A 20,507-nucleotide genomic window follows, 5' to 3' on the forward strand; every position below is an offset into this window, starting at 1 on the left:
ATGCTATGGAAGATGTGCTTCGCACAGCGTCCTAATCGCCTTGTCCGTTGCTATAAGTGCAACTACCGAGCTATTTTCTATAACACTGCCTTTTGAGACTTGGCCTTTCCAGCTTTACGGGCAAATCGTCGCCCCATTTCCACAACCACTGCATCTAAACCCCCGCCCTGTCCACTGGCTTTGGCGTAGTTATACACCTGCAACGCGGCTGCATAAGCTTCACTACCCACCGCCAGAGTTGTATCATCCACTAACTCTTGTAACTGAGTCAGCGACAGCAACACCGGATACAACGCTTCAAATAATTGCACATCCTTTCGCATCTCATCTATGTCAAACGATCGCGGCAAAAACTCTGGATTCTGCGCCGCCACCTCCAATGCAATGCTTACAAAGGCCCGACTCTTATCTCCCATCTTGGGTAAAGCTTTGCGGTCATCTGCACTCAAATCAACCAAAAATGGCAGCTTTTCTTTAATCGTGGCGATCGCTTGCAACACAGCATCTCTCTCTGTTTGTGTCAGTGTTGCACTAATTCGGGTCGTAGACATAAGAATAACTCTCCACTAAGTTTCTTAAATCTAAAGTGCCCACAGATACAACTCAAATTTCCATTCGCAGAGCAAAGCTGGTCATCGTAATTAGTACAAATCTTGAATAACTTTGCAAGAACTACTCGCGCAGGGCTATTTCGTTCTAGACATGAAAAACTCCACCCCAAGAGTGGGTGGAGTTTTTGGGCATGGGGATTTTAATTAATTGCGAGCGATACCTTCTTCACGCGCTGCACGTTGCACAGCAGCAGCAACAGCAGTGGCGACGCGCTCATCAAAGACCGAAGGAATAATATGTTCCCGATTCAAGTCTGAAGGCTTGACTAAGGAGGCGATCGCACTTGCGGCTTCCAGGTACATTCTGGTGGTAATTGCCTGTGCCCGACAATCTAAAGCACCACGGAATACCCCAGGAAAAGCTAAAACGTTATTGATTTGATTCGGGTAGTCACTGCGACCAGTAGCGATCACAGCAACATCTTTACTGATTAATTCTGGCTGAATCTCTGGAATGGGATTTGCCATTGCAAATACTATTGAATCTTTTGCCATCGAATGCACCATTTCTGGTGTCAAAACTCCCGGTGCGCTGACACCAATAAAGACATCTGCCCCTTGCATTGCACCCGCTAACGTACCCTGAGCTTTCACGGCAAATTCGAGTTTTTCTTCTGTCAAATCGGTGCGACTGGTAGAGATAATCCCTTTAGAGTCGCACATCCAGATTTTTTCTGCCCCGGCTTTGGTTAGTAACCGAGCGATCGCCACTCCTGCCGCCCCAGCACCGTTAATCACGATCTTGATTTGGGCCATTGACTTCTGTACCAGTTTCAGCGCGTTAAACAACGCGGCCAAGGTGACAATTGCTGTACCGTGCTGGTCATCGTGAAAAACGGGGATATCTAACTCTTGGCGCAATCTCTTTTCAATTTCAAAGCAGCGAGGTGCAGCGATATCCTCTAAATTCACGCCCCCAAACACCGGAGCGATATTTTTAACTGTCTGGATGATCTCTTCTGTATCTTGGGTGGCCAGACAAATGGGAAAAGCATCCAGCCCTGCAAATTCCTTGAATAGCATTGCTTTGCCTTCCATGACTGGTAGGGCGGCTGCTGGGCCGAGATTTCCCAATCCCAAAACGGCACTACCATCGGTAACAATGGCAACAGTATTTTGTTTGATGGTTAACTTGTAAACTTCCTCTGGGTCTTGAGCGATCGCTGTACAAATTCGACCGACTCCGGGCGTGTAAGCCATTGCTAAATCGGAAACACTCTTCAGGGGAATTCTGCTGACAATGCTGATTTTGCCCCCGCGATGCAAATTAAAGGTGCGATCGTAGACACTGAGTAACTTGATGTCTGGCAGTGCTTTCACCGCCTGCACAATGGTTTCAGCGTGTTCGGTACTAGCAGCATCCACAGTCAGATCGCGGGTGGACTGTTTGCGGGTTTGCTCGATTAAATCAATTTGACCAAGATTACCACCAGTGGTTGCGATCGCCTGGGTTACTGACGCCAACATCCCGATACGATTGGGAATCTGCAAGCGCAGCGTCAAACTAAAACTAGAATTAGGAGTTAGGTCTGCCATGTTGATTTTGGATTTTAAGTTTTAGATTTTATATTGAATTGATTGGTAAAAATCCGCTGGAAATCTAGAATCAATATTTTACTAATATAAACAAGTAATATTTTAGTAAATCTACTCAAAAATATACGATATTTTTAGTTGTTAGTTGTCAAAATAATCTCTCACAACTCCAACCCCAGAGCCTGGAACCTATTCTCGTTCCTGATCACACACCCTTGAACTGACCAAAGCTTGTAGTTTTAGATTCTATGTTAAATTCTGTGAGAAAATCGGTATCAGTCATTCGATGAGTGATACATGACAATAGCCTAGGTGAATTTAATGCTAGGAAGAATGCTCCGAGGGCGCTACAAAATCATCAGAAAATTGGGACAGGGAGGGTTTGGAGAGACTTTTCTGGCTGAAGATATGGATTTACCTCGCAACCCTCATTGCGTTGTCAAGCAGCTCAAGCCTCAATTTACCAATCCGCAAGCTTTGCAACAAGCAATGCGGTTCTTCGATACGGAAGCGGATGTCCTTTACAGGTTAGGTACTCACGAGCAAATACCGCGACTTTTGGCTCACTTTGAAGAAAATCAAGAATTTTATTTAGTTCAAGAATACGTACAGGGTGAAGATCTAAGCACAGAATTAAAACCTGGTCAACAATGGAATCAAGAGAAAGTAATTGCTTTCTTGCGGGACATATTGAAAATATTAGAGTTTGTCCATCAACAGAACGTTATTCACCGCGATATCAAACCTGCCAATTTAATCAGACGTGCTACCGATGGCAAGCTTTTTTTGATTGACTTTGGGGCAGTAAAAGAAATCAGCACCTTGATGGCTAACAATCAGGGAAGAACTGTGGCCATTGGTACTCCTGGTTACATGCCTAGCGAACAATATAACGGACAGCCACAACTTTGCAGCGATATTTACGCTGTGGGAATTATTGGAATTCAAGCACTGACTGGTATTTCCCCTCTCAAACTACCAAAAGACCCGAAAACCTTAGAATTTATTTGGCGTAACCAAGTTCAAGTCAGTCCTCAACTAGCAGACATTTTAGATCGGATGGTGAGATCCCATTTCACTCAACGCTACCAGTCAGCACTTCCAGTTTTACAAGCGCTGACAAACTTAACTATAAAGAATAAACAGTGGACAAAAACTAAGAAAATCGCCCTAGCTTTGACGGTGTTAGCTATCTTATTTTCTATGACAGTCCTAGTGATTCCAAAATTACAACAAATATTTAGTGCAACCCCACAACAACCATCAGGTGTAACAAATTTCTTGATTTACGAAAATCTGACTTATGGGATTAAAATAAAATATCCTCAAACTTGGTCAGTCAAAGAAATAGAACAATACAACACAACTACAACAGATGTAGCTAAATTTTCGTCACCTCAAAAAAATGTAATCAAGCCTTATCAAAGCGACTTGACTGTAGAAATTGAAGATTTAAAACAACCTATCTCATTGGATGAATATACTAGATCAAGAGTTAATGAAATAACGCAATTTTTGGCAGACGCTAAAATTGATAAATCGCGTTTAACTCAACTAGCAAATCGCCCAGCACATGAAGTAGTTTATTCGGGTAAAGAAGATAAATATACTGTAAAACGGAAAGCAGTTTGGACTTTAAGCAACAATAAAGCCTACATAATTACTTATGCAGCGGAAGAAAGTCAATATGATGATTTATTAAAACCGGCTGAACAAATGATTGATTCATTAGAAATTCACTAATTATAAGTGAAAGGGCAGGGGAGCAGAGGAAGATAAAACTCCAGCCTTCTGCTTTCTGCTTAACTCAGCACTCTTTAGCGACGAGATGGTAACGCTTGAATTTGGGGATTTTGTAGGAGTTTTTGCACGTCTGCTAATATGCGATCGCCCCAAAGATTCTTCTTGAGGAACTCTAAATCAGCAAACCTTTTGTCTAAGCGCAGAGCGGCTTGTGCCAATTCTAGAGACCGTTCGCGATCGCCTTTAACATATAATGCTGTTGCTAAGGCTAGTTGAGGTTCTGGGGATTTGCTGTCAATTTCAATAGCAGCCTGAAACTGACGGATGGCTCCTTCAATATCTTGGAGTTCATATTTGATTAACCCCAGGTTATTAACAGCTGCTAATAATTTAGCATCCTGGACAGTTGCTTTTTCATAAGCAGCAAGTGCCCCCTGATAGTCTCCCTGGAGATGGTAGCTAAGACCCCGTGCGAAGTAAGCAACGGCATTGTTAGGATCGATGCGAACTGCGGAGTTAAAATCTTTGATTGCTGCTTGATTATCTCCCCGGCGCTGGTAGTTCAGACCCTGTAAGGCATAGGCTACAGCATTTTTGGGATTCAGGCGAAGTACTTGGTCATAATCGGCGATCGCTCGCCGATAGTCTCCGCGATCAGAGTAAAGATTCGCTCGGTTTAAGTAGGCATCAGCAAGGCTTTTTTTACCCCATTCATTGTTTACTTGAATCGCGCGATTATAAGATGTGATCGCCTCATCCTGCTGTCCTAACTCCCCTAACAGAAAACCTCGGTTGTACCAAGCTAGGGAATATTCAGGTTTAAGTTTAGTGACTTGGTTTAAATCCTCCAACGTTCTCTTTTTGTCTCCCTGGAGATAGCGGGCAAGCGCTCGGTTAAAGTAGGCATTAGCATCTTTAGGATTTAGTGCAATCGCCTGATTAGCTGTAGCGATAACTGTCTGAGGATCTGCTTGGTTTGATGGGGTAGTTGATTGTGAAGCGGATGGAATATCTTGTAGTTTTCTGAGAGCGTTCAGTACAACCTGGGACTCTGCTTTTTTTCCTTGCCTCTGGTACAAATCTGCGGCTTTTTGCAAATCCGCGATCGCTCCTTGTTTGTCTTCCAACCCAGTGCGGGCAATAGCGCGGTTTTGATAGATTTCCGCAGCTTTGGGATTGCTAATCAATATCCGGTTGAGCTTGAGGTCAAAGTCACTTCTACCTTGGCGTTTAATTTGCAAGGTGATTGTAGTACCCTCCTCACCGCGAATCAGCTTACTGGCATCTTCGAGTTTCATTTTCAGAGTGGGTTTGCCATCAATTGCCACAATCCGATCGCCAACTTTCACCCCCCCTTTCGAGGCCGGAGAGTCGTCCTTAACCTCTTGAATTATTAGCCCCTGATTTTGTTCGTTATTGAAGCGAATCCCAATGCCGACAAACTCAAAAAAAGTCAGTGCCTGATTATAATCAGCGATCGCTAGTTTATAGTCTTTCAGCGCCACATATAACACACCCCGTAGACCGTAAGCTTCGGGTTGGTTAGGAAGTAGCTTTATTACTTGGTTGAAATCGGCAAGCGCTTGTTTATAGTCTTCTAAACCAAAGTAGGCAGCACCCCGGACAATGTAGCCAAGGGCAGAAGTACGAGATTTGGGATCGTCATTGAGGCTAATGGCTTTGTCGCCATCGGCAAGCCCACCCTGGTAGTCTTTTAGCTGAGCGCGGAGATAACCTCGGTAGGCATATGCAATTGCATTTTTGGGACTGAAGCGAATTACCTGTTCAAAATTTTTCAGAGCTGCTGGGTAATCCTTGAGTTCATTGTAGGCTGCACCCAGTCGGAAGTAAGCATCAGGATTGTTGGGATTAATTTGTAGGGCTTGGTTGTAATTAGCGATCGCTCCTTTATAATCTCCTTTATCGGCTTTAGCTCCTCCCAAACTGATCAAATCTTCAGCATTTCGTGGTCGTGTAGGCGTTGGTTTTTCTCTAGTATTTGATTGTCCAGCTGTAGCTATATTGGTGGGTTTAACACCTGGCTTTGGTCTGGTAGTTGGGGAACTCCCAATTACTGGTTGTACATTATTTCTGGCTGCCAAAAAAGTGTTAATCGGAATTCCCAACCTTAAAACAGTTCCTGTATTCTCTTCTGGTGGTGTAGCTCGCCCATTAATCCCTACTAAACGTCCATTCTCGTCTAAGATCGGGCCGCCACTCATCCCAGGAATCGCCTCATTATTATAGACTAAGGCATAGCCTTCATCTGGTTTTTTCAGGCGACTGCGAATGCTGCCATCAGTAAATTGATAGCTGCGTTCATCAATGCCTGGTAAACGGTCAGCCCAACCCACCACATAAACTGTCATGCCTTCGCTAATTTGGTCAGAGTTGCCTAAACTAGCGATCGGGTAATTTTTCTTACTGTTGAATTGCAACACCGCTAAATCTAATCCCGGCACTTCTTTGCTGTAGTAAACGGGATAACTACCGCCATCTTGGGTATGAATCTCATATCTTCCGTCTCTGGACACTACATGTCGATTGGTGAGGACGAAGTAAGTTTCACCTTTGCATTCAAAAATTACTCCAGAACCAATACCATCTCCATCAATGCGAACAGTAACTGTTTGAGCAATGTTGTTGACCTCTACCGGAGTTAAGGATAAGGCAATTTGAGGTTTTACCAACACTACAGCTGCACCGACAAGTATTGCCGGAAGACTACGAGCAAAATTCATCGCCTCACCTCTGTCTGAATATTTGTATCAAAATAATTATTGTTAAATGATGGTGATTCCATCTGCATAAACTCTTCAATCGGAATACCCCAGCTATACTTGCTCATCTGTTTGAGCAGGGGTGGTTCGAGCTGTGTTCCATCTTGATATACGTATGGCTCACCCCAAAGAGGTTCAGCGTGTTTGCCGTTGATAGCCACGACCTGACCGGCACGATTCAGCAGTGGCCCTCCACTCATGCCTTTGACAATATCATTGGTATATCCAATCCGATAGCCGCCCTCCAAGGCTTTGTCTAGCACTAGAGAAACTTTACCTTTGCGGAAAACAAACCCCGTATCTTGGATACCTTGACTGTCAAAGGGAAACCCAGCAGCAAAAACTTCATTTCCGACACTCAAAGTTGATGCATGACCGAGAGATGCAACTGTATAGCTAATCTTGGGACTGCGAAACTGTAATACAGCTAAATCGTTACCATTGAAATAGGAAAGAACAGAGCGATCGCTCGTCTTGGACAAATCAGCCGCATAGATTAGCCCATCAGGGGTTTGAATCTGATAAGGTGGATTACCCGACCTGAGTACGTGGGCATTGGTTAGCACCTGATAAACTGACCCTTTTCTGTGAATCAGAATCCCCGAACCCAAAAAGTCTTTTGATAGTACTTTGACCGCGATCGACTCAGCTAGCTGTTGCACTTGCTTGGCGGAGTGTTGGGTTAAATTTTGTGCATTTAAAACCCTAACATTTGGTTTTGAGCCTAGCAGTGAAATAGATAAACTGCCAATACAGGCAATCAGCATCATTAAGCGCCAATCCATATTCGTTCAGATTGCGATTTACTCAACATTCCCAAGCTGGTTTTCCTGCTGGACAGGATTGGCCTGTCCCCGAATTTTCTACTTGAGAGATGAACTTGCGTACATCCAGGTAGGCTGCATCTTCCTTGTAGGAGAACAATTCTTTACTATCGCCACCACTAAGGTCAATTGGTCTGCCACCACCTAAACCTTGGCGATCCAATAACCTTTGCAGAGTCAGCCGCGGATCAGCATCACCTTTCAATGTGACTAGCACTCCGTCAGGCAGACAAGAACCACCCTTGTAACTGGCAACACACAATACAGGTTGCTTATTGAATTTTCCCGCTCTAAGGAAATTTAGTTTCTCGTGGTCGTAGAAATCTTGGAATCTTGCAGATATTTCTTCACAGCGCTGCTGAGGAGTCCAAGGTGGAGGAAAAGTATTGTCAACCCAGCGAATTACTGGTATGTTTCCTCTGGAAGTCCGAACTAGTGTCGCTGGAACACCTCCACTCATCCCACAGTAAAACTTACTACTCTGCGTATAGCCAGGTTGAATTAGGGTGGCAGTAGAGCCAAGTGCGATCGCAATGGTACTCAGTATGTGAGCAAAGAAACCTAGTTTCATAGTAATCTTTACGCTTCCTGAAGTCTTTAAGATATGTGCCGTAATTAAAAATATTTTTGAGTATAGAGGATATCTCGTGCCAAAAGAGCATAAATTTAAGTAAATATAAGATATAAGATCAGTAATTCTTGAGTACCTGTTTAGACATATTAAAAAACGCCCCTGTTTCCAGAGAGCGGTTTTGATTTTGCTAAGACTTGGGGGTGCAGCAATAAAGGCAATAATGAAACAGATGGTAGCACTCAACAAGCTCCGTGTGTTCTTTTGAATTTAACCCTTGTTGCAGCACTGCTAAAACTGTTGTCATGTCTCCTGTAAGGAGTGAGGTTACAGCTAACCACAAACCTGGAAATACCCTACTATTTAATTACACCATCTGCATCTGCGACAAGCGGCAAATATTCACCATTTTGCAAACAGAACCAGTCGAGTTTATTCTCTAAAGTCTGCCAGACGATATATTCCTGCACTCCGTTGCGACGATAGGCGCCTTTTTTGTCGTACAAATCAATAGATGCACTACTGGCTGCTACTTCTGCTACTAATTCTGGTGCGCCTTCTACATAATCATCTTCACTTATTTGTGCCTGTCCCCTGGCTGGTTTATCTATCAACAGCAAAACATCAGGCTGTGGTTCATTGTCTAAATCTAAACGCACAGTAGCATTGTCACCTAGCGCTACGCCTGGAGTGAAAACTTGATAAACTCCCAACCAGGTAATTAACTGTCCATGAGGTTGGCCATGACTTCTAAAACGCAGAGGTGATGCCACGTAGACGACTCCTTCAATTAATTCTGCTTTTTTATGGGGCATTGCTGTATAACGACGCTCGAATTCGTGACGGGTTAAGCGATCGCCACTTTCTAAAGCAGGGATAAAAGCGCTATTATTTAAGCCATGTTCCACAGAAGCCGCCATTACCTGATTCCTCATCCGCGGGAGTTGTAGCTTGAATCTAACATAGTGCCTACTACAAGATTTATTAAACGGTTCGTTTTTAATTACAACAAAAAAGCGCCCCCCATTTCTGGAGGGCGCTTTTTATTTAGCTAATACTTCAGTATTAACCGTTGATAGCAGGAGCAGTCATTGCTACAGGTGTAACTTCACCAGCAGCCAAATCGAGTGGGAAGTTGTGAGCGTTACGCTCGTGCATTACTTCCATACCCAAGTTAGCGCGGTTGATTACGTCTGCCCAAGTGCTGATGACGCGACCTTGCGAGTCAATAATTGATTGGTTGAAGTTGAAACCGTTCAGGTTGAACGCCATTGTGCTGATACCCAAAGCGGTAAACCAGATACCAACGACAGGCCATGCTGCGAGCAAGAAGTGCAATTGACGGCTGTTTTGAAATGATGCGTATTGGAAAATCAAACGACCAAAGTAGCCGTGAGCTGCAACGATGTTGTAGGTTTCTTCTTCTTGACCGAACTTGTAACCGTAGTTTAGTGATTCCGTTTCGGTGGTTTCACGCACCAAGGAAGAAGTTACTAGAGAACCGTGCATTGCAGAGAACAATGAACCGCCGAATACACCAGCCACACCTAACATGTGGAAGGGATGCATTAAGATGTTGTGTTCTGCTTGGAACACAATCATAAAGTTGAAGGTTCCAGAGATACCCAAAGGCATACCATCGGAGAAAGAACCTTGACCGATGGGGTAGATCAAGAATACTGCACAAGCAGAAGCCAAAGGTGCGCTGTAAGCTACGCAGATCCAAGGACGCATACCTAAGCGGAAAGAAAGTTCCCACTGACGACCCAGGTAGGCAGCGCAACCAATCAAGAAGTGGAAGACTACCAACTGGTAAGGGCCGCCATTGTACAACCACTCATCCAAGGAAGCAGCTTCCCAGATTGGGTAGAAGTGCAAGCCGATGGCGTTTGAAGAAGGAACAACTGCACCAGAGATGATGTTGTTTCCGTAGATCAAAGAACCTGCAACTGGTTCGCGGATACCATCGATGTCAACAGGAGGAGCAGCGATGAAGGCAATTACGAAGCAGGTGGTCGCAGCTAGCAGGGTAGGAATCATCAAAACGCCGAACCAACCGATATATATACGGTTTTCGGTGCTGGTGATCCACTCGCAGAAGCGATCCCATACGTTAGCGCCAGAGCGCCGTTGTAAGGTTGTGGTCATTGTTTTATAAGTGCTATGGGTTGTTAAATATGGAACAAGCGGATTTTTTTAGCTTGTTAAAATCCAGTCTACAAGAATTTATTTTGACGGGATCTATGACTTAATATTCTGTAACATAATTGTTTAATAAGCTCATGGAAATGTAAACTTTTCCTACTATGAAATAATAATAATAAAAGTAATGAATTAAGGCTTTATAAGCCATTTTAACACCAAACGAGATGTAACTATCAATGACGCGATCGCCTAGTACACTGTGGCAAAAGTGTGCCTACCTTTAACAAGGAGTTTAATCAATTGTCTGGTTAATTGAGATCGTAGGTAGATTTACGCCGTGCTATAGTAGTTACTTACCTTTACACTTCTTTACAATCAACCTGTGGGAAAAATTTTAAGTCTTGCTTATTTGTAACGAGCTAAAATGAAATCTTGAAATGCCCCCATACAGGATTGCAGTTTTTATTCCAATAGGTTTTATTAAAAAGTTACGTTAATTAAATAATCTTCACGAGTCTAAACGAAATAGGTAGGCTCTGCTTTTCGCTGCTAATACAGTCCTATGCGTTTTTACCAAACAAAAATCTGTCTTTAAAGAGGAAATGCATGTTATCAGGTTTTTCGCGTGTTTTCAACGATAGTTCCAGAAACGTTAGACGTAAAGTTATCAACATTTATGCATTCCTGATTAGCGTGAATATTTTGGTTTGGGTAGTTGCCCTCATTGCATTCCACAGCTACCCCCTTCTGCTTGGCACTGCCGTATTAGCTTATAGCTTTGGTCTACGTCATGCTGTAGATGCCGATCACATCGCCGCGATTGACAATGTTACCCGTAAATTGATGCAGGAGAACAAACGACCTGTTTCTGTTGGGTTCTTTTTCTCACTGGGTCATTCCACCATTGTAGTTTTAGCCTCTGTGGCGATCGCTTTGACAGCCTCGACCATCCAAAAGGACTTTCCTAGTTTTCAAAAGGTTGGTGGGTTAATTGGCACTAGTGTTTCTGCACTTTTCCTACTGGCAATTGCAGCGATTAATATGGTGGTTCTCTGGGATGTCTATAAAACCTTCCAAAGCGTAAAGCGGGGAGGAACCTACGATGATCAGTCCTTAGATGAATTTTTGAATCAACGTGGGCTGTTAGGTCGCTTCTTCCGTCCCTTGTTTCGGCTGATAGATAGTAGCTGGAAAATGTACCCTTTGGGGTTTCTTTTCGGTTTAGGCTTTGACACCGCGACTGAGGTAGGACTGCTTGGGATCTCTGCAAGTCAGGCAGCTAAAGGTCTGCCGATTTGGTCGATCTTATTGTTCCCAGCTTTGTTCACAGCAGGTATGTCCCTAGTTGATACTACTGACGGCATCTTAATGCTTGGTGCTTATGGCTGGGCTTACGTCAAACCAATCCGCAAGCTCTACTACAACATGACCATCACCTTTGTTTCTGTACTAGTTGCTGTAATCATCGGAGGGATTGAAGCTCTGAGCATCATTGGCGATCAGTTAGAACTGAAAGGTTGGTTTTGGGATTTTATTAGTAACCTAAGTGATAATTTCGGCACAATTGGCTACTTGATCATTGGCATCTTTGTATTAAGTTGGTTACTCTCGACTTTCATCTACAAAGTCAAGAAGTATGATGAGTTGGAGGTTACTACCACTACAACCCCTAAGCAGACGAGGGATTAAGTGAATGGATAGAAATCAAAGGCGATGATCAATCTTAAGCGGGGACAAGGATTACAGCCAGTATCAGTTAATTTTTTCTGGGTTTTGGAATTTTAAAAATCAAAGTAGATGTAAGGCAAACTGCCTTCAGGAGCTAATAACCAAACAGCGTAGAAACATAGGGGGACAAAGACAAGTTTAAGGGGCCAGTTAAGCTCTAACTTCAGCATTCGGTTGAAGGCATAGACTACAGCCATAAGGGCAGCTAAAGCTAGAAGTATCCAAGTGAGTTGGTATTGGCTGATATTTAAGGCTTCCACATAGACCTTTTCAGCAAACTGTGGGTCAGCACGATAACCCCAAAGATGCCGAATTACCAAAGAAGAGTCTTGGAGATTAGGTAGGCGGAACCAAATCCAAGAGGTAAAAACCATCAGTTGAGTCAATAACCAAGCGACAAAGATGCCCAAAGGATTTTGCCAGAATTGTTCTAGATTTTCAAAGCGATCGCTCATCGCATTTGTAAGTCGATGAACCACCAAGGCTAACCCGTGGAATATGCCCCAAACTACATAACCCAAAGCAGCACCGTGCCAAATACCAGCGATTAACATGATAAAAAATAAATTCCAGCAGGTACGGACTAAACCCCGACGGGAACCACCCAAAGGAAAGTAGACATAATTACGTAGCCAATCTCCCAGAGTCATGTGCCAGCGCCGCCAAAATTGTGCAATATTGGTGCTGAAATAGGGAAAGTCGAAATTCTCAGGTAGAACCAAGCCGAAAAGCAAAGCACTACCACGGGCAATATCTACGTAACCGTTGAAATCTAGATATAACTGTAAGCCGTAGGCGAATGTAGCTAACCAGAGATCGGTACTACCCGCCCGTTGCAAATTACCAAAACATAAATCTACAAAAATACCCAGGTGGTCTGCAAAAATACCTTTTTTGACTGCGCCTCTAGCAATCAACCACAACGCCTCAGCTACTTTATCGCTACTGGGTAAGTCTAGTGTATTGAATTGATTTGCTAAGTTGTGGTAGCGCGTAATCGGGCCGGAAATCAGTTTTGCGAAGAATAATTTGTACGTGGCAAATTTGAGAAACTGATCAGTAGCAGGGGCACCGCGATAGACATCTATTAAATAGGCAATGCATTCAAAGGTGAAAAATGAAATTCCCAAGGGTGCAATCAATTTAAAAGAGCTATCTGGTGAGTTTGTTTGCACATTAAAAACAAACTTGAATAAAGGGGTAAAATACTTAAAACCTAATAACAGTAAAACATTTAGACTTATACCCAGCCACAAAAGTTTTAGACGACGACGATTCCAATCACCTTGGGCAAATTGCCACTCTTCATTAGAAATTCGCCAGTCAAGAGAATGTTTTCCTGGTGATGTGTTTTTTCCAATCTCCAGCCCCACACGGAAATTAATAAACGTCAATGCTAATAGTAATGGTATGTACTGGATCTGCAAAGATGCGTAGAAAACCAAACTGGCAATTAGCAGCGTCCACAATCGCAATTTCTGTTGTGCTAAAGACCAGTAAATTCCTAACACACTCAACAAGAACAGCCCATAGAAAATTGATATAAAGTTCATTTTTTAGTCATTAGTCATTGGGCATTAGTCATTGGGCATTAGTCATTGGGCATTAGGCATTGGGCATTAGGCATTGTCCTTGTCTCCCCACTCCCCACTCCCCAGTTTTCTACTTCGCTGGCCAAGGAATCATCGGGTCATTAGCTAGCTTTTTCGAGACTTCGTATGCGCCAAAGCGGTTGAGGTGGCTAGGGTCAGAAAAGTAGTCATTTGCTTTTATCCACTGTTGGCTGAAATCACGATAAATAAAGTTGTGATTAGTAGCCAAACGCAACATATATTGCTGAAATTCTTGCTCATATTGTTTACGGACTGGATCTAAATAATCTCCCGTCAGAGGCATGTTGACAAATACTAAGGAAATTTTCTGAGACTGGGCAAACTGAAGCACTTCTTGACAGGCAGCATCTTGCTGTCCTTCTATTTGGAAAGATTTATAGTCGTTATCGTAATTTCCGGGAACTCTAGAATGTTTTTGATAGTATCTAGCGGGATTGAAGCGAATAGACAAAGGTAGAAAGCCATCAAAGTCAACTGCTTGCCGGGAAATACTCTCATCTGAAGTACCGTCTGTTAGCTGTTTTTGTGATGCAACTGTCTGATTATGACCAAATATGAGCAGTTGTTTTTGCAATAAACTTTTAATTTGGTCGCGGTTTTGATAGCTAGCAGAAACAGATGCTAGAGCCTGATTTAACGACTGATTGACAGCTTCATAGGTACTAATCTCCGGTTTTTCCTCGTTTGTCTTTTTTTCTCCCGAATTTACCGTATTTTCGGGTAAATCATTACTATTTGCAATTGTTGGTGTTTTTTGGAATGCTTGTTTATAACCAGCTGATGCAGCGATCGATTTAAAGGTAATATCCTCGCGTCCACCGTTGAAAGCACGGGCACCATCTGCCCAGATAATTATTTTAGGCAGTTCTGATGGTTCCAGTACGTGGCGAATCAGAAAGTCTACAACTTGTGCGGTAGCACCGTTGATCCCAAAGTTAAACACGTCAAGATTTGGATAGCCCTGAGTCGCTAAACCTTTAGAAAGTGCTGCTGGATCTACTCCCCTGAGGGCGCGGGAGGAGCCAATAATCAACACATCTGGCGGACTACCAGTTCTAGCTAAACGCTGTTTATACAGTGCTAGTTGCTCGTCTAACTGCCTGACATTGAAACTTGGCATCTGCGATCGCGCTGCTAAAAGAATAGCGGTAGAGGTAGCTTTTTCCTTCAGTGGTGCGGCTGCCAAATTCTTGATCGGGGTATTATCACTTTGGGTAAATTCCGAAGCATTAAATACAGAACTCTGATTTGGAGGGTATTTTGTCTTGGCAGTGCTGGTAAACAATGTCGTTTGATCACTCTGATTTTTCCCAGATGTCAAAGATGCCTTTTGCCCAGAGGATGATGCAGGCGAGATATTGGTGGGCGTAGTGCGTGCAATAATTCGACCCAGTACCCAATCAGTTTGGAGGGTGAGTAATAATCCCAGTGTTCCCCAAACCAGAGCAATCTTAAGTCCTTGAATATCAGGGTTTGCCTCGGCTGACTGGTGGCTTTCGGTAAATAGCTGGCTGTTCAACAGGAATTTTTTCGTTGTTGCACTCGCCGTTGCTATCCAACCTCGCGCTACTTCGGTCACAAAACTTTGAACTTCTTCTGTCGTTAAGTCGGGGCGCAAAATTGGTTCGTTAGTTTCAGAGGTTACTAGATCGTTAACGTATTCAGAAGTAGCAGCAAATTCTGGGGTTGCTTCTGGGACTAAACGTTGGCGATGCTCAAGATCAAGTCCATAGTGCCAAAAAGGTTCTTTATTCCCAGCACGGCGACCGTACACACGTATCCCCATAATACCAGGAATTTTTAACTGGCGGATAAACTGCGTAATTTTCTTTGCTACTTGTTCACGCCCTGGACAAACGGGTGCATCACACATGATGTGCAATAAATCATTTTTGACCAGCAGGAGTATGCGAATTCCACCTGTCAATAGCCGCCAATCCAAGTCAGGATTGAGTAAACGCTCCAGTAAAAATACGATCGCTGGTTCGTCGCCAGTATTGGCCAAATCTAGCGGCGATGTGGCAAAGGCGGGATGCTTTGTCGCGGGTAAAGCTAGCCAATCAATCCAAGTGGGTTGCTTGTCGCCTGCTTTTTGTCCGTATACGGTGGCGGCGAGAATGCCTTGAGGAGCGATCGCTTCTAACTGGGGTAAAATCGCCTCTAAGCACACTACCTTGTCTGGGATTGGGGCTATTCCTAAGGGATCAAAAGCTGGAGTACAAAAGATATGTAAAGTTGATTCCTTAAGATCAGCTTGAATCGCAACTTTTAACTCTGACAATACCTGAGTTAATAATCGAGCGATCGCTTGGACATCCCCCCAACGCGCCCACTCCTTAAGCATCACCTCTGGTGGCGTTAAATCTACCCGCAGCAGCCAATCAGGGGCAGTTTCGCCGCTCACCTGGGAAACAATTACTGCATCTTGGTAGCCGGAAAGCTTGAGATCACGCAACTTTCGTGCTATTGGTTCAGCAAGCAACGATGCATCAGGGCTATAGCTCGACTGGCAAAATATCCAGAGGCGATTTTCTTCCGCCTGAGAGTTCTTTGGCTTATATAGCTTAATCTTTGCCTGTACCGATACACCTAACATACTCAGAGTTTCGCTGAGATATCGAGCGATCGCCTCTGGGTTCCCTTGGCGTGCCAAACTTTCGTTAGAGACAATCAGCGCTCCACCCGATTGCTTTGATTTTTCCGAGTCTGCTAGCAGCCCTTGCTTCACCTGCTCCAGATGCTTATCTATTTGATTCAAGTAAACCCGATGGCACCATTTGGGGTGCTGTTCCCCTTTTCTTCGGCCATAGACAAATACTTGATATATTGAGGGTTGTTCGTTGCTTGTGAGGATATCCACGTCTGTTTGCTGTAGTGCTTGCAGCAAGTCAGACAAAGTACGCCAACGCTGCGGACATTCTGTACCTTCACAAAGAATATGAAGGTCATTTCCCCGCAACCGGACTTTCACCCCAAAAGTGTTGATCCCTGTTGCTTGGCTTACCCATTGCAGTAAGGATTGCTGGCGATCTGGTAATACTGTTTTCATCGGAAGTTAATTTTACAGGAAGCGATTGTTGGGGGATAGTGCCTGCACTTGTAAACTAGAACCATAGGTCTATCACACTCTGACAGTTTTTTTTAACAATTTTGTTACCTTCGTAGCTCACAAAATCGTACAAGATAGTCTTGTACGGGTTGCAAGTCTGACTAATGTTGAGTTTTGCGTTTATTTTACTAATAGGGAGTCAAAAATCAGAAGTTAGGAGTTAGGAGTTAGGAGTTACAAGTTAGGAACCAGGAGTCAGAATAATTCTATATGACTGGCTGATGACTTGTCCTTTAAAGCCGGACTTGCGCCCCACTGCGCTAATGCCCTTGATGGGCGAAACAAACAACAAGCTTATCTCATTTCAACTCCATCTCTTGATCGTTGGAATCATCCTAACTCCTAACTCCTCACTCCTCACTCCTAACTCCCTTTTACTCATATTCCCATAACCAAAAATTAGCAATGCCTCCTACCAAACAACAGCCTTCACCTAACTCCACATCCAATCTAGATTTATTTACCATTCCCCAGTCGTTCCTTTTACAAATAGGTACAGCGTCTATATTACTGCTGCTCGTTACAGGAAAAACTACAGTAAGAGCACTAGAAGCCATAGGGGAAGCCAGTGAAGAATTATTTCGAGGCGATCGCCTACCCAACCTCGACTTCCCAGATGAACACGAAACTAATCCCGATGAGAATATATACACCAAATAATTATTTGCTCAGGAACAACCCGGTGAGCATTAAGTGCAAAGCCTAGAACCGTAAACAGTAATTAGCTTTACAAGAATAGAGAATATGGGTTCCCTTTTATACTCTTCGTCTCAAACTGCGGATATATACCCGGTGTCGGAATTATTTTTGCGTCATCGTCTCCAGGTAGTGGAAGAATTGTGGGAGTCAGTTCTCCGGCAAGAATGCGGTCAAAATATGGTAGACCTGTTGGGGCAGTTGCGCGATTTATGTTCACCAGAAGGACAAGCAACAAATGACCAAGCATCTTCAGCCGTCAAATTGATTGAACAACTAAATATCAACGAAGCAATCCGCGCGGCTCGTGCTTTCGCTCTGTATTTTCAGTTGATTAACATCATAGAGCAGGAATACGAACAACGGCAGCAATTGAGTCGCTATGAGGCAGAAACAGAGGCTACAGAGCCGCAAACATCATCCAATGTCAACTATTCGTCCAATCAAAGAGAAGATGACGCGCCTGTTAGCAGGGGAATAGCAGCAGACTTTCTCAGAAAGAGTTATCTAGAAAAAGCACAAGTCAAACCAAAAGGTACTTTCGCTGCCTTGTTTCCGTATTTATTCAAACTAAATGTACCACCCCAGCAAATTCAACGTCTAATAACACATCTGGATGTGCGCTTAGTTTTCACCGCGCACCCGACGGAAATTGTTCGTCATACCATCCGGGATAAGCAGCGACAGGTGGTACAACTCTTGCAAAAACTGGATGCCTTGGAAAACCATTCTGGTACCACAGGCGGGGGATATCCTTGGGAAGCAGCAGATGTCCGCGAACAATTGCTCGAAGAAATTCGCCTGTGGTGGCGTACAGATGAACTTCACCAGTTCAAACCCACAGTGCTAGATGAAGTAGATTATGCCCTACACTACTTCCAAGAAGTTTTATTTGATGGCATTCCCCAACTTTATAAACGTTTCAAACACACCCTATCTAATACCTTTCCTTGGCTAGAACCACCGAGTAAAAACTTTTGCTCTTTCGGTTCCTGGGTAGGCTCAGACAGGGATGGGAACCCATCAGTCACACCAGAAATTACCTGGCAGACAGCTTGCTATCAGCGCAAAATGGTGCTAGGGAGATATATTCAGTCAGTGAAACATCTGATTGAATTGTTGAGTGTGTCGATGCACTGGAGTGATGTTTTACCAGACTTACTGGAATCTCTAGAGTTGGATCAGTCCCAGTTGAGCGAAGTTTATGACGCACTGGCGCTGCGTTATCGACAAGAACCCTATCGGCTCAAACTAGCTTATGTGCTGAAACGGCTGGAAAATACTCGCGATCGCAATCTAGCTTTGTATAATCGGGAAACGCCAAAAAATCAAGACAGCCCCCTGTATCTTTCGGGAGACGATTTTTTAGCAGAACTGCGGATGATTCAGCGCAACTTAACAGAAACAGGTTTAAGCTGTCGAGAATTAGAAAATCTCATCTGTCAAGTAGAAATTTTTGGTTTTAACTTGACACAATTAGATATCCGTCAAGAATCATCCCGCCACGCCGATGCGCTGAATGAGATACTAGAATACCTGCAAATATTATCTCAACCTTACAACGAACTGTCTGAGGAGCAAAGAGTCGCTTGGCTCACCGGAGAACTGCAAACCCGGAGGCCATTAATTCCGGCAGAGTTGCCATTTTCGGAAAAAACCAACGATGTAATTGAAACCTTTCGTGTCGTGCGATCGCTGCAACAAGAATTTGGTCTCAACATCTGCCAAACTTACATTATCAGCATGTGCCGCGACGTGAGCGACGTGCTAGAAGTACTACTGTTAGCCAAAGAAGCCAGACTTTTTGATCCCGCCATTGCTGTCGGAACTATTCAAGTAGTCCCCCTATTTGAGACAGTAGAAGACTTACAACGCTCCAGAAGCGTCATGCGGAAACTGTTTGAACTCCCGTTATATCGCGCTTTGTTAGCCGGAGGCTACGAACAGACAAAAGCAGAGGATATCAATGAAAATTCATCTTCCCCTGTTTCCTCTTCCTCGCCTCTCACCCCCAACTTGCAAGAAGTAATGCTGGGGTATTCTGACAGCAACAAAGACTCTGGTTTTTTAAGCAGCAACTGGGAAATTCATAAAGCCCAAAAATCACTGCAACAAATAGCAGAAAATTATGATCTAAATTTGCGGATTTTCCACGGACGCGGCGGTTCTGTGGGGCGGGGTGGGGGACCTGCTTACGAGGCGATTTTGGCTCAACCGGGTCATAGTATCAATGGGCGAATCAAGATTACCGAACAGGGAGAAGTTTTGGCTTCCAAATATTCCTTGTTGGACTTGGCATTGTATCACATGGAAACCATCACCACTGCTGTGATTCAAGCTAGTTTGCTGCGAACAGGGTTTGATGATATTGAACCCTGGAATGAGATTATGGAAGAATTAGCAGCGCGATCGCGTCAACATTATCGTGCCCTAATCTATGAACAGCCTGATTTTGTTGACTTCTTTCACGAAGTAACTCCCATTGAAGAAATTAGCCAGCTGCAAATCAGTTCCCGTCCAGCCCGCCGTCCATCTGGCAAGAAAGATTTAAGCAGTCTGCGAGCTATTCCTTGGGTATTTAGCTGGACACAAACCCGCATTTTGCTTCCTTCCTGGTATGGCGTTGGCACAGCTGTACAAGAATTCTTGAACGAAGAACCAGAAGAACATTTAAAATTACTCCGCTACTTTTATGTTAAGTGGCCCTTTTTCAAGATGGTGATTTCTAAGGCCGAGATGACCTTGGCAAAAGTAGACATGCAAATGGCACACCACTACGTCCAGGAATTGTCAAAACCAGAAGATCAACTTCGTTTTGCCAAGGTTTTTGATCAAATTGCCAGCGAGTTCTATCTTACAAGGGATTTGGTGTTAAAAATCACCGATCACAATCGACTGTTAGATGGTGATCCTGTATTGCAACGATCTGTCCAATTACGCAATGGCACAATTGTACCCTTGGGATTTATCCAAGTTTCACTACTCAAGCGCCTACGACAGTCCCAAAATACTACTGCTACTTCTGGAGTCATCCACTCTCGTTACAGCAAAGGCGAGTTACTGCGAGGAGCATTGTTAACTATTAATGGTATTGCTGCTGGGATGAGAAATACTGGTTGATTGGGAATGGGGCATGGGGCATGGGGCATGG

Annotated in this window: 12 protein-coding genes and 1 pseudogene; 4 read left to right on the plus strand and 9 right to left on the minus strand. The window is 43.8% G+C overall.

Annotated elements, in window-relative coordinates:
- Positions 1–77 precede the first annotated feature (77 nt).
- Together HWQ41_RS19110 and HWQ41_RS19115 are read right to left on the minus strand one after the other, a co-directional pair.
- On the minus strand, positions 78–551 hold the full coding sequence (locus HWQ41_RS19110; protein ID WP_292766085.1) for a hypothetical protein: 474 nt from the start codon (positions 549–551) through the stop codon (positions 78–80).
- Between the two features lie 204 nt (positions 552–755).
- Positions 756–2,147, minus strand: coding sequence for a malic enzyme-like NAD(P)-binding protein (locus HWQ41_RS19115; protein ID WP_292766088.1), 1,392 nt, complete (start codon positions 2,145–2,147; stop codon positions 756–758).
- 321 nt (positions 2,148–2,468) lie between these two features.
- Between HWQ41_RS19115 and HWQ41_RS19120 the strand changes: the two genes are divergently transcribed.
- The gene (locus tag HWQ41_RS19120; RefSeq protein WP_292766090.1) at positions 2,469–3,890 is read left to right on the plus strand and encodes a serine/threonine-protein kinase; all 1,422 of its coding nucleotides are present in this window, start codon (positions 2,469–2,471) and stop codon (positions 3,888–3,890) included.
- 74 nt (positions 3,891–3,964) lie between these two features.
- Here HWQ41_RS19120 and HWQ41_RS19125 read toward each other — a convergent pair whose 3' ends face one another.
- The 5 genes and pseudogenes from HWQ41_RS19125 to psbA form a co-directional block, all read right to left on the minus strand.
- On the minus strand, positions 3,965–6,631 hold the full coding sequence (locus tag HWQ41_RS19125; RefSeq protein ID WP_292766092.1) for a serine protease: 2,667 nt from the start codon (positions 6,629–6,631) through the stop codon (positions 3,965–3,967).
- Entirely contained in the window at positions 6,628–7,455 is an 828-nt protein-coding gene (locus HWQ41_RS19130) for a serine protease (RefSeq protein WP_292766094.1), read from the minus strand. Before HWQ41_RS19130 ends, HWQ41_RS19125 begins: the two co-directional genes overlap by 4 nt.
- A gap of 22 nt (positions 7,456–7,477) precedes the next feature.
- Positions 7,478–8,065, minus strand: a complete 588-nt coding sequence (locus HWQ41_RS19135) for a COP23 domain-containing protein (protein ID WP_292766095.1) — start codon at positions 8,063–8,065, stop codon at positions 7,478–7,480.
- A 190-nt stretch (positions 8,066–8,255) separates the two neighbouring features.
- Positions 8,256–8,985, minus strand: a pseudogene (locus tag HWQ41_RS19140) (Uma2 family endonuclease).
- A 145-nt stretch (positions 8,986–9,130) separates the two neighbouring features.
- Complete coding sequence (gene psbA / locus HWQ41_RS19145; protein ID WP_292766097.1) at positions 9,131–10,213, minus strand: photosystem II q(b) protein; 1,083 nt, start codon at positions 10,211–10,213, stop codon at positions 9,131–9,133.
- 603 nt (positions 10,214–10,816) lie between these two features.
- Between psbA and HWQ41_RS19150 the strand changes: the two genes are divergently transcribed.
- Positions 10,817–11,899, plus strand: coding sequence for a HoxN/HupN/NixA family nickel/cobalt transporter (locus tag HWQ41_RS19150; protein WP_292766099.1), 1,083 nt, complete (start codon positions 10,817–10,819; stop codon positions 11,897–11,899).
- A 92-nt stretch (positions 11,900–11,991) separates the two neighbouring features.
- Here HWQ41_RS19150 and HWQ41_RS19155 read toward each other — a convergent pair whose 3' ends face one another.
- Both HWQ41_RS19155 and HWQ41_RS19160 read right to left on the minus strand, forming a co-directional pair.
- Positions 11,992–13,491, minus strand: coding sequence for an MBOAT family protein (locus HWQ41_RS19155; protein WP_292766102.1), 1,500 nt, complete (start codon positions 13,489–13,491; stop codon positions 11,992–11,994).
- 109 nt (positions 13,492–13,600) lie between these two features.
- Positions 13,601–16,600 (minus strand): DUF1574 family protein, encoded by a 3,000-nt coding sequence (locus tag HWQ41_RS19160; protein WP_292766105.1) that lies wholly within the window; start codon positions 16,598–16,600, stop codon positions 13,601–13,603.
- Positions 16,601–17,065: 465 nt separating this feature from the next.
- Here HWQ41_RS19160 and HWQ41_RS19165 point away from each other — a divergent pair, with 465 nt between their 5' ends.
- The gene (locus HWQ41_RS19165; RefSeq protein WP_292766108.1) at positions 17,066–17,320 is read left to right on the plus strand and encodes a hypothetical protein; all 255 of its coding nucleotides are present in this window, start codon (positions 17,066–17,068) and stop codon (positions 17,318–17,320) included.
- A gap of 84 nt (positions 17,321–17,404) precedes the next feature.
- A complete protein-coding gene (gene ppc, locus HWQ41_RS19170) occupies positions 17,405–20,476 on the plus strand; it encodes a phosphoenolpyruvate carboxylase (RefSeq protein WP_292766111.1) in 3,072 nt (1,023 codons plus the stop codon).
- Positions 20,477–20,507 lie beyond the last annotated feature (31 nt).

This window comes from Nostoc sp. NOS(2021), from assembly GCF_017115025.1.
Classification (GTDB): Bacteria; Cyanobacteriota; Cyanobacteriia; order Cyanobacteriales; family Nostocaceae; genus Nostoc.